Genomic DNA, 15,516 nt, shown 5'->3' on the forward strand with positions numbered 1-15,516 from the left:
GATGAACTATTTTTTATAGAAAAATCCCTTAGACTGGATAAGAGGAAACTTCAATCAGTAGAGAATTACAGATGCGCAAGACTTGCAAAGGTCGATACAGATATATTGCTCCTGCGATTACTCGTCGCAGAAAAAATTGCTCCTGCGATTACTCGTCGCAGAAAATAATTGTTGCCCGTTTATGCGGGATAAATTTAATGAAGGTGATAGATTTTGATAGGAGAGAACTTCGAATGAAAATGATGAAATGGGTTTCTGCAATTATCGTGGTAATTTTATTAGCATCTCCATTTTCAGCCGTTAGCTATGCGGAAGAAACACGAACAATTGTAGACGAAAGTATATACGATGTACTAGTTGATCGCTATTTTAATAAAACGGCTCAAAATGATATTAACGTAGATAGACAAGATGCGGCTCAATTTGCTGGCGGTGATTTTGCTGGTTTAGTAGAGAAGCTTTCTACAATAAAAAAAATGGGCTTTACAATTGCTTCAATCGGTGCGGTGTTTACAACTGAAACGTATGATGGTCGGACACCTACAAGCTATAATAAATTAGAGCCTCATTTTGGAACTGAGCAAGAGCTAACAGATTTAATTGCTGCTTATAATAAAGAGGGCATTCAAATAATGGTAGATTTTCCTCTATCAAATGTAAGTGTACATCACGAGTGGGCGAAAGATCCAATGAAGAAGGCATGGGTTAAATCACAACAAAATGGGCTTGTGCAATGGGATTTAGCAAATGAGGAAGTACAGGCTGCTTTACAAGAAGCTTTAATACAATTCGTTAAGAGCTATAATTTTGGTGGTATTCGTTTAACGAATATTGGAGGTGCGGATACAGCATTTATAAATAGCTTAATTGAAACAGTAAAGGCACAAAATAGTGCTGTATATGTTATTTCAAATGAAGTAAGCGATGCAAATTTTGATGCAAAATTTACTGCGGATGCAGCAGATATATACCGCAATATGTTTAAAAATGTAGATTTACCAACGAATGATTTATTAAAGCATATTGAACCATACTTAGCTAATGAGCAAGTAGCACCACAATTAATGATTGACTCATTACAAACGAATCGCTTTGTACTTGATACTACGGAGCAAAAAATGTATCCACCAACACGCTTAAAGGGAGCACTATTGCCTATCATGTTCTTACCTGGTGTGCCAGTTGTACAGTATGGTACAGAAATTGCAATGAATGGTGTAGCAGGTGAGCAAGCGCATCAAATTTATAATTTTAAAACAGATGAAGAGCTTGTTGATTTTATTGGAAACTTACAAGGATTACGAAACAAATCTGTTGCGATGCGCCAAGGTGATTTTAAGTTAATTGAAAATGATAACGGATTAATTGCTTTTACTCGTAAATCTGAAAAAGAACAGTGGTTAGTAATTGCGAATAATACGAGTAAAACAAAGTCTGTTGTTTTGGCAGAGGAAGAGATTGGTGAAGGTAAAGAGCTTCGCGGTTTATTGAGTAATGAAATTGTAAAGCAAAATAAAAATGGGGAATATATTGTTGTTCTAGATCGAGAAGTTTCAGATGTTTATCAAATTATAGATAAACGAGGTTGGAATGTCCCATATTTAGTAGCATTAGGTATTGTTTATGTGTTATTTACAATTTTTGTGATTATGATTGTAAAGCGTGGCCGAAAAAAACGTAGATTGCAAGACGATAATTAAGAATAAAAAATGCCTTATCATCCATTTTACGGGAAATGATAAGGCGCTTTTTTATATTTAAAAATTATTTTTTATAAATTTTTTTAAGGAAAAAATGCTGGGAATGTACAGGAATATTGGTTCGACACGCGAAATATAACATATTTCACGAATAATTAAATTGAAAAATATAAAAAATGAAAGGCGAGATTGCCCAAAATTCGTATTGCTAAGTAATGAGAAAAATATTATTTTTTCATAATTATTTTAATAAGTTGTTTATTCCATATTTTACGGTATTTAGTACCTTCAACTATGAGCGCAAATTCAGTATAACGCAGATATTGCCAATTCAGAGAGCAATTGTTTGAATATTCTTATATCTAATCTGGTTATATTAAATTATTTTTGTATAATTTATTTCTTGTAAAAAAATACACAAAATTAGCGTATAATGTAGAATAAAAAGCAATAACTAGCACTTTAAAGTATTGAAGTAAGAAAAAATTAAAAAAAAGCTTGTCAAAAATATTATTTAAATTTAGAATCATGTTATGTCAGAATAGCTAAAGATGGACATATTGACTTTGAAGATTTACAGAGAGTATAATGTGAAGCGGTATAGTCAGCTTTTAAATTATGCCATGAAGAATTAGAAGCCGTTTAGAATAATTGATTTTTTTTGAATAGTAAATTGTCATAATATTCTCAACTGGTTGCTTGAAAGGAGAAAAAATTTGAAAACGTCAGAGGAGCTTTTAGTAATTAAAGATTTACATACAGGTTTTCGAATTAAAGATACATATTTTGACGCTGTAGATGGTGTATCTTTAACATTAAGAAAAAACGAAATCCTGGCGATTGTTGGCGAATCGGGTTGTGGTAAAAGTACATTAGCCACATCGATTATTGGACTTCATGATCATAATAAAACGCGAGTGCAAGGTGAGATTTTATTTAAAAATAAAAATCTTGCAAAGTTGGGCGAGGATGAGTTCAACGATGTTCGAGGTATAGATATAGGAATGATTTTCCAAGATCCGTTATCTGCGTTAAATCCGTTAATGCGTATTGGGGAGCAAATCGAGGAAGGTTTAATCTATCATACTAAATTAACAAAAGAGCAACGTGTAAATCGAGTTTTCGAACTATTAACGCAAGTTGGAATTCCGAATCCACAACGTGTTGCGAGACAATTCCCTCACCAATTATCTGGGGGTATGCGTCAGCGCGTTATTATTGCGATTGCAATTTCTTGTAAGCCGCAAATCATTATTGCGGATGAGCCGACAACGGCGCTTGATGTAACAATTCAAGCTCAAATTTTAGACTTACTAAAAGACCTACAAGCAGAAACAGGCTCAGGGATTATTTTAATTACACATGATTTAGGTGTAGTAGCTGAAGTTGCTGATCGTGTAGCTGTTATGTATGCGGGTCAAATTATTGAAGAAGCACCGGTAGAGGAATTATTTAATAATCCGAAACATCCATATACTCGTTCGTTGTTTAACTCTATCCCACAGATGAACTCAGACGGAAAGAAATTAAACGTTATCGAGGGGATTGTACCATCTTTATTAAAATTACCACGTCAAGGATGCCGTTTCTCACCACGTATTTCTTGGATTCCAGAAAGTGCACATGAGAAAGATCCTGTGTTGCATGAAGTAGCACCAAATCATTTTGTAAGATGTACGTGCTATAAAGAATTCTACTTTAAAGGCGAAGAAGGAGGACGTGCATAATGAGCTTTATGCAAATTAAAGATTTGAAAGTCCATTACCCAATTCGCGGTGGATTTTTTAATACAGTAGTTGATAATGTATATGCTGTTGATGGCATTTCGATGGAATTTGAAAAAGGAAAAGCCTATGGTCTAGTTGGAGAATCTGGTTGTGGTAAATCGACAACAGGTAAATCAATTATTGGTCTTGAAAAAATTTCAGCCGGCTCTATTATTTATGAGGGCGAAAATGTAACGAATAAGCGTCGTGATCGTGCTTCTGCTTATAATCGTGATATTCAAATGATTTTCCAAGATTCCCATTCAAGTTTAAATCCAAGAAAGCGTGTACAAGATATTTTAGCAGAGCCAATTCGTAACTTTTTGAAGCTTACACCGCAGGAGGAAAGTCGCAGAATTAATGAGCTTTTAGCAATTGTTGGTATGCCAGAAGATGCAAGATTAAAATATCCACACGAATTTTCAGGTGGTCAAAAGCAACGACTTGGTATTGCACGTGCTATTGCAACGAATCCAAAATTAATTATTGCGGATGAGCCAGTTTCTGCTCTTGATTTATCTGTACAAGCACAAGTGTTGAACTTCATGAAAGATATTCAAGATGAATATGGTTTAAGCTATTTATTTATTTCACATGACTTAGGTGTAGTAAAGCATATGTGTGACTATATTTCTATTATGTATAAAGGACGTTTCGTAGAGTCTGGTACGAAAAAAGATATTTACGATAATCCTCAACATATTTATACAAAACGTTTACTGTCAGCAATTCCAGATGTTACACCAAATGGCCGTGAAGACCGTAAACTTGAGCGTATTGAAGTAGAGCGCAACTATCAAGCAGAACATAAGCAGTATTTCGATGAAAATGGTCGAGTATATGATTTATCACCAATTTCAGACACGCATTTTGTCGCTGCAACTTCTTCAGCACTGAAGGGAGGCAATTAATATGTGGAAAACAGTTGTTAGACGTTTTTTAATTATGATTCCACAATTATTTGTGCTAAGTTTATTAATTTTCATTATGGCTAAAAATATGCCTGGGGATCCATTCACAGGTAAAATTACGCCAGAAACAGATCCTGCGCGTATTGAAGAATTGCGTGAATTAAATGGTTTAAATGATCCATGGTATGAGCAATATGCACGTTGGGTAGGGAATGCTTTCCAAGGGGAATTTGGAAATAGTTATACGTACAAAGTAAAAGTATCAACGTTAATCGGTGAGCGAGCGATGAATACGTTCTGGTTATCGTTGTTAACAGCTGTTATGCTTTATGCAATCGCAGTGCCATTAGGGGTATTGGCAGGGCGCTTTCACAACAGTTGGTTTGACAGAGGGGTAGTTTTATATAGTTTTATTAGCTATGCGATACCGACATTCGTTCTAGCATTAATTTTGTTATACTTCTTCGGTTATAAATTACAATGGTTCCCAACTACTGGTTCAGTAGACGTTCGTGAAGTACCAGGTTCTGCGGGCTATTATATAAGTAAAATTTACCATATGATTTTACCTGCATTTACATCGGCAGTACTAGGAACGGTAGCGATTATTCAATATTTACGTACAGAAGTAGTAGATGCAAAAAGTATGGACTATGTACGTACAGCGCGTGCAAAAGGTGTACCAGCAAATAAAGTATATTCAAAACATATTTTCCGTAACTCGTTATTACCAGTAGCGGCGTTTATCGGTTTTACAATTACAGGCTTATTAGGCGGTTCGATTTTCATTGAAACAATTTTCGCATATCCAGGTATGGGACAACTATTTATTTCGTCTATTGCATCTCGTGATTATAGTGTTATTACAGCGCTCGTTATGTTATACGGCTTCTTAGCGTTATTAGGTAGTCTATTATCCGATATTATTATGAGTATTGTTGACCCACGAATTAGGATTGAATAGACAAAATAATAAGTTAAGGAGAGGTGAAAAAAGTGGTTAAAGAGAAAGACAATAAAAAAGAGCAAGAAATAATAAGCGCTCCACCAACTGGTATGCAGGTTGTTTGGCGTGAGTTTATTAAAGATAGAGTTGCAATGTTTTCGTTAATTATTATGGTTTTGGCGATTTCAGGTGTTTTTATAGCATCATTATTTTTCGATCCAGCAGAGGTAATGAAAGTTTCATTACGCTCTAAATACGCACCACCGAGTTCGCTACATTGGCTTGGAGCAGATATTGGTGGTAGTGATGTTTTTGGACAGCTTATTATTGGGGCGAAAAACTCACTATTAATCGCGATTGCTATTACATTGATTACAGGTACAGTAGGTATCTTTATTGGCTTAGCTTGTGGTTATTTCGGTGGATGGATTGATAATATGTTTATGCGTATTATCGACTTCTTTATTACATTACCATCTTTAATGATTATTATTGTATTTATTACAATTGTACCGAAATATACTGTTTTCACATTCATTTTAATTGTTAGTTTATTTGGTTGGACGAGCATTGCACGTCTTGTGCGTTCAAAAGCACTTTCGGAAAGCCGTCGTGACTATGTAAATGCTTCAAAAACACTTGGAACGAATGATTTTGTTATTATTTTCAAGGAAGTAATGCCAAATATTAGTTCGATTTTAATTGTTGAAGCAACATTAAGCTTTGCGGGGAATATTGGGATTGAAACAGGTTTAACTTTCTTAGGCTTCGGTTTACCACCATCAACGCCTTCATTAGGAACACTTGTAGCATATGCGAATAACCCATTAGTTATGTCTACTTATTGGTGGGTATGGCTACCAGCAGCATTGTTTATTTTAATCTTAATGCTTTCAATCAACTATGTTGGACAAGCATTACGTCGCGCGGCAGATGCTAAGCAACGCTTAGGTTAAATTTTTAATTAAAAATTGCAGAGGAATAATTAGAAAATATAAAATATTTTCTAATTTTCCTCGTTATTTATGAAAATATGCTAGACTTTTTGCATATAAAATAGTTAAGATATGAAAGAAGTAGCTGATAATAGGTATTTCTTTAGGGAACTAGTAATTTATTATATTCAGAAAAAACTGAAAATTGATTTTTTTGAAAAGATTTACTAGAATAGTTGTAAAGGATTTGTATCTATCGTTGACGCTTTACTTTCGCGCAAACGCTTTCGGTACAAAAAAGGTTGGTACCATCACATTTACCGATATTTGGTAGGTGTGTTTTGATAAATATGGCTAGTGTTTATAGGTACAACTTCTAGCTGAGGGAAAAAAGGGAGGAAAAAAAATGAAGAAACAACGTTGGGCACTTCTAACAATGTTACTTGCGCTAATGTTCGTGTTAGCTGCATGTGGCGGAGATAAAAAAGAAGGCACAGACAAGAACACTGATACAGGCAAAACTGACGGTGGCACAACAACTGGTGAAGAAGCTAAAGAAGAGCAGGGAGATAGCTTCTCATTATCTGTTGAAAATGAAGGGACTGCTATTGAAGGCGGTACATTAATGGTGGCTCTACAGAAAAGTGAACCTTTCCAAGGTATTTTCTCATGGGTACTGTATGAAGATGCATACGATGGAGAATTAATGTCATTCACAACTAACTCAATTTTCAAAACTGACGGTGACTTCTTAATTACTGATGAAGGTATCGCAAGTATGGATGTAAAGCAAGCAGAAGCAGAAGGTGAGCCAAACATCGTAACGATTAAAATTCGTGAAGGTGTAAAATGGTCTGATGGCGAGCCATTAAAAATTGAAGATATAATGTTACCTTACGAAATTATTGCTCATAAAGATTACACAGGTGTTCGTTATGACGAAGAATTACGTAATATTATTGGTGTTGAAGAGTATCATAATGGTACTGCTGACACAATTTCTGGTCTTAAAAAGATTGATGAAACAACTTTAGAAATCCATCTGAAAAAGGTTTCTCCAGCTTTAGCTTCTGGTGGTGATGGTCTTTGGACATATGCTGAGCCAAGTCATGTTATTGGTGATATTCCAGTAGCGGAATTAGTAGAAAGCGATGCAGTTCGTAAAAACCCAGTTACATTAGGTGCGTTCAAAATTGACCGTATTGTTCCAGGGGAATCTGTACAATATACAGCAAACGAACACTACTGGAAAGGTAAACCGAAATTAGATGGCGTTATCGTGAAAGTAGTACCACCTGCTTCTATCGCAAAAGCATTAGAGGCTGGCGAATATGATTTAGCATTGTCATTTGGTTCTGCACAATATCCTGAAATTGAAGCTTTAACAAATATTGATGTGTTAGCTCGTCCTGAGCTTTACTACTCATACTTAGGTTTCAAATTAGGTAAGTGGGATTCAGAAAAGAAAGAAGTAGCAACTGATTTAGAGAACTCTAAAATGGGTGACGTAAGCTTACGTCAAGCTATGGGTTATGCATTAAATGTTGAAGAAGTAACAGAAGTATTCTATGATGGTTTACGTGAGCGTGCAAACGCAATTCTTCCACCAGTATTCACATCATTCCATGATGCAAGCTTAGAAGGATACACATATGATCCAGAAAAAGCTAAGCAATTATTAGAAGATGCTGGCTTTAAAGATGTTGATGGTGATGGTATCCGTGAAGATAAAGAAGGTAAGCCACTTGAAATTAAATTAGCTACAATGGCAGGCGATGATGTAGCTGAGCAAATTGCAGCATTCTGGTTACAAAACTGGAAAGAAGTAGGTTTAAATGTTGTATTCACAGACGGTCGTACAATTGAGTTCAACTCATTCTATGACAAAGTTCAAGCAGATGATCCAAACATCGATGTATTCATGGGTGCATGGGGCGTAGGTTCTAACCCATCTCCATCTGGTGTTTATGCACATAATGCTCAATACAACTTCTCTCGTTACACATCTGATAGCTTAAAACAAACTTTAAGCAATATCGATTCTAAAGAAGCATTCGATGCTACTTACCGTGCTGAGCAATTTGCAGCATTTGAAAAAGAAATTCATGATGTAGCACCAATCATTCCAATGATGTACCGTTTAGAGCTTTCACCAGTTAATAAACGTGTGAAAAACTACAGCATTGATTATGCTAATCCAACAGAGCTTCAAGATATTGAATTAACTGCTGACGCACCAATTAAATAATAATTAGTGTGAAGGTAAAAAAACCTCTCTTGCAATGGCAAGGGAGGTTTTTTATGCTCTTTGTATGAGAATATTTCTATTATAGCTTCAAACGCTCTGCTAAAAACTTGCCAATTCCATCCTCGTTGTTAGATAGCGTAATTTCATTTGCAATATTTTTGAGTGGCTCAATACCATTGTTCATGGCAACGCCTACACCTGCGTAATCAATCATTTCTAAATCATTATCCTCATCACCGAATGCAATAATGCGTTCGCGTGGAATTTGCATTTCGTGTGCAATATGTGAAATACCAACTGCTTTATTTAATCCTTTGCGCACAACTTCAATGACGTTAAATGGGGAGCCCCAGCGACGGTGCTCAATTAATTCAGCGTGTACATCTTCTAAGTGTTGACGGATTGTTGAAACATGCTCGTCTGTAGCTTGAATCAATAAACTAGTTGGATCATCTAATAAGTGTGTTTTTAAATTACCCGTTGTAATGCGAGGGTTGCCCATGCTTAAAATATTGAGCATTTTTTCATCTGCATTGTGTAAATAGACATCATCAATTACTTCGGCAATTAAATTTTCATAATTAAATTTATCAACTGAATCGACAACGTCATGTACGACTCTCATTGCAAGTGGTGAATGCAATTGCTGCCAAGAGCTGTTGTTAGGATGATGAACAAACGCACCATTAAAATTAACGATGGGTGTTTTCAGATTAAGCTCACGATAATAAATTTCACTTGCTCGATATGGACGACCAGTTGCAATCATAACAGCATGTCCAGCCTGCTGTGCTTTCATTAAAATATCCTTTGTATATGATGAAATTTGTTGGTGGTCAGTTAATAATGTACCATCTAAATCTAAAACAATTAAATGTTGTTTCATAATAATTTGAATCCCCTTTTTGTCCATTAATAAGTAGTCTTTTCTTGGATGATTAACTGTCTGTTAATTTTACTTCTTTTTATAAGCACACGTCAAAGTTTTGTCATATCATTCAATTTTTGTTACTCTAAATATAGATAGAGTTGGTAGGAGTGAAATCTAGTGATTGTACAAAATGAAGTATGGGAGCACATACCATTATTACATGTGCACACAAATGAAATGACAGCTAAAAATCCTGTAGCCATTTTTATTCATGGCTTTGGAAGTGCTAAGGAGCATAATTTACATTTCGCATACCAGTTAGTGAAAAAGGGCGTACGTGTAATTTTACCAGATGCTCATTTACATGGTGAGCGTGCTAAGCCTAATACAACGTCACAGCAGCTTGAGCCAGTATTTTGGGAGATTGTTATGCGCACAGTAGGGGAAGTCGAACTTATTTATAAAGAGCTCCAAAATAAAGGCATACTAGCTACAAATGCAGTTAGTATTGCAGGTACTTCAATGGGGGGGATTGTAACTGTAGGCTGCTTAAGCAAATATGATTGGATACAGACAGCGGGTGTTTGCATGGGAGCAACGAGCTATACAAAATTTGCAGAGCACCAGCTTACCCAGTTTGAAAAAGCGGGTGTACAATTACCTTTTACAGAGCAGCAGCTTGCTGAGACAATGACGATGTTATCAGCATATAATTTAGAAAATAAAACGAATGTACTACAGCAAGTACCGACGATTTTCTGGCATGGCAAAAAGGATCAAGTTGTACCATTTGAGATGAGTTACCCGTACTTTGAAAAGTATGGGGAAAATTCGCGTTCCGCATACATTGTAGATGATAAAGCAGGACATGCTGTATCAAGAGTGGGAATGCTTGCTGTAACAGACTGGCTAGCACAGCATTTGGCATAAGCTCGGAGTTCTGCTATCATAAATTGTAATAAGAAAGGGGTGTTGAAAATGGCGATTGATCAAGATATGAAAGATAGTATGTATAGCGCTTTAGAAAACGTAATTGATCCCGAGTTAGGAATTGATATTATTAACTTAGGCTTAGTATATGATGTAGATTTAAATGAAGAAGGTTTAGCAACAGTAACGATGACATTAACTTCTATGGGCTGCCCACTTGGCCCTGTTATTGTCGACCAAGTAAAAACGGCTTTAGGTGAGCTACCTGAAGTAAAAGATACTGAAGTAAACATTGTCTGGACACCAGCATGGTCAAAAGATATGATGACACGCTATGCTAAAATGGCATTAGGCGTTCGTTAAATTGATTAGGGTTATAGGGAAAGCAGATGTCTGTCTTTCCCTATAACCCTTTTTTTAGTCAATCCGGCAAATCATTAAAGGACAATTTTCGCAATTAATTTCATCCTTTAAAAACTGTAAATTGTGTACTGTAATATGACCTTTATTAAAGGAAATGATATTGTGTTTTTTCAAATCATTGAGCATGCGGTTAATCAATTCACGACTTGTAGCACATAGATTTGCTAGCTCTGAATTAGTTAGAGCGAAATTAATAAAGATGGAGTCATCTTCCTGTGTTTCACCATACGTATTGGTTAAGCGAATTAATGTTGAGAAGAGAGCACCTTTTTTTCCATGCAGCATTAAATCACGTAAACGACTTTGGTGTTTCATCGTTTCGATTTGCACCCATTGCAAATATTCCAACATTAATTTAGGATGTTCTGTTAATAATAATTCAAATGTATGATGTGAAAGTGCTAGTAATGTGGTCGCCTCTAATGCTCTGGCACTTGCCATATGGTAATTTAATTGGCAAAATGGTGAGCTTTCACCAATTAATACATTGCTACCACAAATTCGCAATGTTAATTCTTTACCTTGTTCAGTTTCTTTGCTGAGCTGAATTTTCCCATTTTTAATAAGAAAAATACTTTCGGCTTTTTCACCTTCTTGGAAAAGCTGATTTCCTTTATCTATTTTTACTAATGAGCCGTGCTCTTCAAAGAGCAGATAAATCTCTGTAGGTATTGTTTGAAAAGACATGTATATACATTCCTTTCTTACGTAATGTGAAAATTATGATTGGTATTTTCAAAAATTGATTAAAGCTATAATAACATAATATGTATGAGGAAAATATAGCTTTATCATTAAAATATTACTTCCGGTGTAAAGCGATTCGTTATTTAGTCAGCTTAGTATAAAAACTATGATTGGCAAAATAAATACAGTTTTGCTCAAAGAGATAGTGTGCTTATTTGCTCAGATTTTAAATAAAAAGCTAAATAACATCCTTTTTATTTAATCAATCTTAAGTTCTGATAATGAACCATTAAATTACTCAGATTAATTTCATAGAGTATTTTTTTGCAAACTTTATTTTGAAGATTTATAATTCAATTAGTCAATAAAGGTCAAACTTTTGGGAGGGATATTTTATGCAATTTAAACAAACTGAAGATAACCGTCCTCCTTTAGAGCAATTTGGACGCAATTTAGTTGAAGAAGTGAAAAAAGGGAAAATGGATCCAGTTATTGGGCGGGATGAAGAAATTCGCAATGTTATTCGAATTTTAACCCGCAAAACGAAAAACAATCCGGTATTAATTGGCGAGCCTGGTGTTGGTAAAACTGCAATTGTAGAAGGATTAGCGCAGCGCATTGTGCGCAAGGATGTGCCAGAGGGATTGAAGGATGCGCAAGTTTATGAACTTGATATGAGTGCATTAATTGCAGGGGCGAGCTATCGTGGGCAGTTTGAAGAGCGCTTAAAGGCTGTGCTAAAGCAAGTAAAAGACTCGGAAGGGCGCATTATTTTATTTATCGATGAAATTCATACGATTGTTGGAGCAGGAAAGACAGATGGGGCAATGGATGCTGGTAATATGCTGAAACCAATGCTGGCACGTGGTGAGCTACATTGTATTGGAGCGACAACTTTAGATGAATACCGTATGTATATTGAGAAGGACCCTGCTTTAGAGCGTCGCTTCCAGCAAGTGTTGGTACGTGAACCTTCAACTGCGGATACAGTGTCAATTTTACGTGGCTTGAAGGAACGTTTTGAACTACATCATGGTGTACGCATCCATGACCGTGCCATTATTGCGGCAGCAGAATTATCAAATCGTTATATTACGGAGCGCTTTTTACCAGATAAAGCAATTGATTTAATCGATGAAGCATGTGCGATGATTCGTACAGAAATCGATTCAATGCCGCAGGAGCTTGATACAATTAAGCGTCGTTTAATGCAACTTGAAATTGAAGAACAGGCATTGCAAAAGGAAAAGGATGAGGCGAGTAAAAAGCGTCTTGAAGCATTGCGCAGTGAGCTAGCAACATTAAAGGAATCATCTAATGAGATGTTGAAGCAATGGGAAACGGAAAAAGCGGGCTTGCAATTAATTCAAAAGAAACGTGAGCAGCTTGACAAATATCGCCGTGATTTAGAAGATGCTGAAAGTAAGTACGATTTAAATAAAGCAGCTGAGCTTCGCCATGGTAAAATACCAACATTAGAAAAAGAGCTAGCTGGACTTGAAATAACATTAAATGCTGATGAGATGCGTTTGCTACGTGAGGAAGTAACTGCTGAAGAAATTGCAGCAATTGTTGCACGTTGGACAGGTATACCTGTAACGAAGCTTGTAGAAGGGGAGCGTGAAAAGCTACTGCGTTTAAAAGATGTTCTACATGAACGTGTTGTAGGGCAGGATAACGCAGTGACACTTGTAACTGAGGCAGTATGGCGCGCGCGAGCAGGTATTAAAGATCCAACAAAGCCAATTGGTTCATTTTTATTTTTAGGACCTACAGGTGTCGGAAAAACAGAACTGGCCAAAGCTTTAGCTGCGCAATTATTTGACTCAGAGGACCACTTTATCCGTATTGATATGAGCGAATATATGGAGAAGCATAGCGTTTCTCGACTTGTCGGTGCACCTCCAGGCTATGTTGGCTATGAAGAAGGTGGGCAGTTGACAGAGGCTGTTCGCCGTAATCCATATGCGGTTGTGCTGCTTGATGAAATTGAAAAGGCACATCCTGATGTTGCAAATATTTTATTACAGGTACTTGATGATGGGCGCATTACTGATAGTCAAGGGCGCAATGTTAATTTCAGCAATACGGTTATTATTATGACATCTAATATCGGCTCTAACTATTTATTAGAAAATAGTGCAGAGGCGGATGCGCTTGTTATGACAGCGTTACGTCAGCATTTCAAACCAGAGTTGCTAAATCGTGTTGATGATATTATTACGTTCCATGCATTAACGGATGAGCATTTCTACGCAATTGCTTGGAAATATATACAAGAGCTACAGCATCGCATTGCAGAGCAGGAAATTACAGTGGATGTTGATGATGCGGTTGTTCGCTGGGTAGTTGAACAAGGTGTCGATGCCAAGTTCGGTGCGCGTCCATTAAAGCGCTTTGTGCAACGCCATATTGAAACAGCTGTGGCAAAAGCATTGTTGCAAGGGGATGTATTGCCAGGAGATACGTTAAAAGTAACACTTGTCAATGGTGCAATTCATATTGAGAAAAATAATACAAGATAAAAAGTTGCAGGAGAAGCAGGCAGTAGTGCCGCTTTTCCTACAACTTTTCGTTTTTAATGGCTATCAGCGTCTGCTATTGGATCGTTTGGAATAATTGCAGAAACGATAAATACTAAAATACTTACTGCTACAGAAAGTATGGCTGCTAAACCAAAGTTAGGGACTACACCTAAAATTGAGCTTACTACATAAGTTAACATTGATACAAGTAGGAATGACCAAATAAATGTCATAATGTATTGCATTTGTTTCACCTCTATTTAGACTTTTGTATATCATTTTAATCCAGCTTCAGCGGGTTATCAAGCTCCCGTTGAATCAAGATAAAGCCTCTGGCATATTGAAAGGAGGGGTCGGTTAATCGTTGTCACAAAACGCAACAGTTATAAATTAACTTCTTCTCAATTAGTTAAAAAACTAAGTTTAAATTAGCCGAGGCGAAATAGATTAAATAATCACATCTTTAATATAATACCACACGTTATGTAAAAATAAAATTACTGTTTTATAAACAATTGTGAAGGTTATTTGAAAAAGAATTTCTTGCGATTCGAAAAATTGTTAGCTATAATTAGTACCAAGTATTAATAATTAGTGTTAACCAAGAAAGGGGACGCTGTATGAACGCAGGGATTATCGGTGTCGGAAAATACGTACCAGAAAAAGTAGTAACAAATGAGGACTTAGAAAAAATTTTAGATACAAGTGATGAGTGGATTCGTACACGTACAGGCATCGAGGCACGTAGAATTGCGGGCGATGATGAGGACACGTCGGATATGGCATATAAAGCTGCTTTAGCGGCGATAGAAAACGCAGGCATTACTGCTGAGCAAATTGGTTTAATTTTAGTAGCAACTGTTACACCAGATCAGGCATTTCCAACTGTAGCATGTCAAATACAGGAGGCACTTGGGGCAAAAAATGCAGCAGCTATGGATGTATCAGCAGCTTGTTCTGGCTTTATGTATGGTTTAATTACAGCGAAGCAATTTGTCGAAAGCAGCAGCTATGACTATGTACTTGTAGTTGGTGTTGAAAAGCTTTCTAAAATTATCGATTGGCAGGATCGCAATACAGCGGTATTATTTGGCGATGGAGCAAGCGCAGCTATTGTCTCAAAAGTATCTGAGGGGCGCGGTATTTTGTCGTTCGAGCTTGGTGCAGACGGCACTGGAGGCAAATATTTGTGCATGGATGAGCGCAATGCGATTGCAATGAATGGCCGAGAAGTATTTAAATTTGCAGTACGTCAAATGGGTGAGTCAGCAATGAAAGTTGTTGAGAAAGCAGGTTATAATAAAGAGGATGTGGATTATTTAATTCCGCATCAAGCGAATATTCGCATCATGGAAGCTGCTCGCGAACGTTTAGGTTTACCAGAAGAAAAAATGTCGAAAACGATTCATAAATATGGCAATACTTCAGCAGCTTCAATAGGCTTATCTTTAGCAGATGATTTAGCTGAAGGTAAAATTAAAGATGATGATTTAATCGTATTAGTTGGATTTGGTGGCGGTCTAACATGGGGCGCTGTCACACTACGTTGGGGAAAATAATACTAGAGGGGGAAT

The 15,516-nt window shown here is 36.4% G+C and carries 13 protein-coding genes; 10 read left to right on the forward strand and 3 right to left on the reverse strand.

Annotation, left to right across the window (positions count from 1 at the left end):
• The first annotated feature begins 233 nt into the window (after nt 1-233).
• The 6 genes from TY13_RS02415 (at nt 234) to TY13_RS02440 (ending at nt 8,506) form a co-directional block, all read left to right on the forward strand.
• Nucleotides 234-1,700 (forward strand): alpha-amylase family glycosyl hydrolase, encoded by a 1,467-nt coding sequence (locus TY13_RS02415; RefSeq protein WP_042471209.1) that lies wholly within the window; start codon nt 234-236, stop codon nt 1,698-1,700.
• Between the two features lie 716 nt (nt 1,701-2,416).
• A complete protein-coding gene (locus TY13_RS02420) occupies nt 2,417-3,427 on the forward strand; it encodes an ABC transporter ATP-binding protein (RefSeq protein WP_042471211.1) in 1,011 nt (336 codons plus the stop codon).
• Nucleotides 3,427-4,377 (forward strand): ATP-binding cassette domain-containing protein, encoded by a 951-nt coding sequence (locus TY13_RS02425; protein ID WP_042471214.1) that lies wholly within the window; start codon nt 3,427-3,429, stop codon nt 4,375-4,377. The genes TY13_RS02420 and TY13_RS02425 overlap by 1 nt, the downstream gene beginning before the upstream one ends.
• Nucleotide 4,378: 1 nt before the next feature.
• A complete protein-coding gene (gene opp4B / locus TY13_RS02430; protein WP_042471217.1) occupies nt 4,379-5,341 on the forward strand; it encodes an oligopeptide ABC transporter permease in 963 nt (320 codons plus the stop codon).
• A gap of 92 nt (nt 5,342-5,433) precedes the next feature.
• Nucleotides 5,434-6,279: an ABC transporter permease gene (locus TY13_RS02435; protein WP_081796917.1), complete on the forward strand. Its 846-nt coding sequence runs from the start codon at nt 5,434-5,436 to the stop codon at nt 6,277-6,279.
• 385 nt (nt 6,280-6,664) lie between these two features.
• Nucleotides 6,665-8,506 (forward strand): oligopeptide ABC transporter substrate-binding protein, encoded by a 1,842-nt coding sequence (locus TY13_RS02440; protein WP_042471221.1) that lies wholly within the window; start codon nt 6,665-6,667, stop codon nt 8,504-8,506.
• Nucleotides 8,507-8,585: 79 nt separating this feature from the next.
• Here TY13_RS02440 and TY13_RS02445 read toward each other — a convergent pair whose 3' ends face one another.
• On the reverse strand, nt 8,586-9,392 hold the full coding sequence (locus TY13_RS02445) for a Cof-type HAD-IIB family hydrolase (protein WP_042471223.1): 807 nt from the start codon (nt 9,390-9,392) through the stop codon (nt 8,586-8,588).
• A gap of 162 nt (nt 9,393-9,554) precedes the next feature.
• Between TY13_RS02445 and TY13_RS02450 the strand changes: the two genes are divergently transcribed.
• Both TY13_RS02450 and TY13_RS02455 read left to right on the forward strand, forming a co-directional pair.
• The gene (locus tag TY13_RS02450; protein ID WP_042471225.1) at nt 9,555-10,307 is read left to right on the forward strand and encodes a prolyl oligopeptidase family serine peptidase; all 753 of its coding nucleotides are present in this window, start codon (nt 9,555-9,557) and stop codon (nt 10,305-10,307) included.
• A 48-nt stretch (nt 10,308-10,355) separates the two neighbouring features.
• Nucleotides 10,356-10,670 carry a metal-sulfur cluster assembly factor gene (locus tag TY13_RS02455; protein WP_406601069.1) on the forward strand — a complete coding sequence of 105 codons (315 nt, stop codon included), beginning with the start codon at nt 10,356-10,358 and terminating at the stop codon, nt 10,668-10,670.
• A gap of 54 nt (nt 10,671-10,724) precedes the next feature.
• On the opposite strand, the gene TY13_RS02460 is transcribed toward TY13_RS02455, so the two are convergent.
• The gene (locus TY13_RS02460) at nt 10,725-11,417 is read right to left on the reverse strand and encodes a Crp/Fnr family transcriptional regulator (RefSeq protein ID WP_042471227.1); all 693 of its coding nucleotides are present in this window, start codon (nt 11,415-11,417) and stop codon (nt 10,725-10,727) included.
• A gap of 395 nt (nt 11,418-11,812) precedes the next feature.
• Between TY13_RS02460 and TY13_RS02465 the strand changes: the two genes are divergently transcribed.
• The gene (locus TY13_RS02465; RefSeq protein ID WP_074432915.1) at nt 11,813-13,942 is read left to right on the forward strand and encodes an ATP-dependent Clp protease ATP-binding subunit; all 2,130 of its coding nucleotides are present in this window, start codon (nt 11,813-11,815) and stop codon (nt 13,940-13,942) included.
• Nucleotides 13,943-13,995: 53 nt separating this feature from the next.
• Here TY13_RS02465 and TY13_RS02470 read toward each other — a convergent pair whose 3' ends face one another.
• A complete protein-coding gene (locus TY13_RS02470) occupies nt 13,996-14,187 on the reverse strand; it encodes a YjzD family protein (protein WP_042471228.1) in 192 nt (63 codons plus the stop codon).
• A gap of 375 nt (nt 14,188-14,562) precedes the next feature.
• On the opposite strand from TY13_RS02470, the gene TY13_RS02475 reads away from it, so the two are divergent.
• Nucleotides 14,563-15,501 (forward strand): beta-ketoacyl-ACP synthase III, encoded by a 939-nt coding sequence (locus TY13_RS02475; protein ID WP_042471230.1) that lies wholly within the window; start codon nt 14,563-14,565, stop codon nt 15,499-15,501.
• Nucleotides 15,502-15,516 lie beyond the last annotated feature (15 nt).

It is taken from the genome of Bacillus ndiopicus (assembly GCF_000612805.1).
GTDB classification, from domain to species: Bacteria; Bacillota; Bacilli; order Bacillales_A; family Planococcaceae; genus Metasolibacillus; species Metasolibacillus ndiopicus.

Excerpts from the sequence above, each read along its gene's own strand:
- TY13_RS02445 (WP_042471223.1), bottom strand. The coding sequence starts at position 9,392 with ATGAAACAACATTTAATTGTTTTAGATTTAGATGGTACATTATTAACT.
- TY13_RS02470 (WP_042471228.1), bottom strand. The coding sequence starts at position 14,187 with ATGCAATACATTATGACATTTATTTGGTCATTCCTACTTGTATCAATG.
- TY13_RS02460 (WP_042471227.1), bottom strand. The coding sequence starts at position 11,417 with ATGTCTTTTCAAACAATACCTACAGAGATTTATCTGCTCTTTGAAGAG.
- TY13_RS02435 (WP_081796917.1), top strand. The coding sequence starts at position 5,434 with ATGCAGGTTGTTTGGCGTGAGTTTATTAAAGATAGAGTTGCAATGTTT.
- TY13_RS02415 (WP_042471209.1), top strand. The coding sequence starts at position 234 with ATGAAAATGATGAAATGGGTTTCTGCAATTATCGTGGTAATTTTATTA.
- TY13_RS02455 (WP_406601069.1), top strand. The coding sequence starts at position 10,356 with ATGGCGATTGATCAAGATATGAAAGATAGTATGTATAGCGCTTTAGAA.
- TY13_RS02465 (WP_074432915.1), top strand. The coding sequence starts at position 11,813 with ATGCAATTTAAACAAACTGAAGATAACCGTCCTCCTTTAGAGCAATTT.
- TY13_RS02440 (WP_042471221.1), top strand. The coding sequence starts at position 6,665 with ATGAAGAAACAACGTTGGGCACTTCTAACAATGTTACTTGCGCTAATG.
- opp4B (WP_042471217.1), top strand. The coding sequence starts at position 4,379 with ATGTGGAAAACAGTTGTTAGACGTTTTTTAATTATGATTCCACAATTA.
- TY13_RS02425 (WP_042471214.1), top strand. The coding sequence starts at position 3,427 with ATGAGCTTTATGCAAATTAAAGATTTGAAAGTCCATTACCCAATTCGC.
- TY13_RS02475 (WP_042471230.1), top strand. The coding sequence starts at position 14,563 with ATGAACGCAGGGATTATCGGTGTCGGAAAATACGTACCAGAAAAAGTA.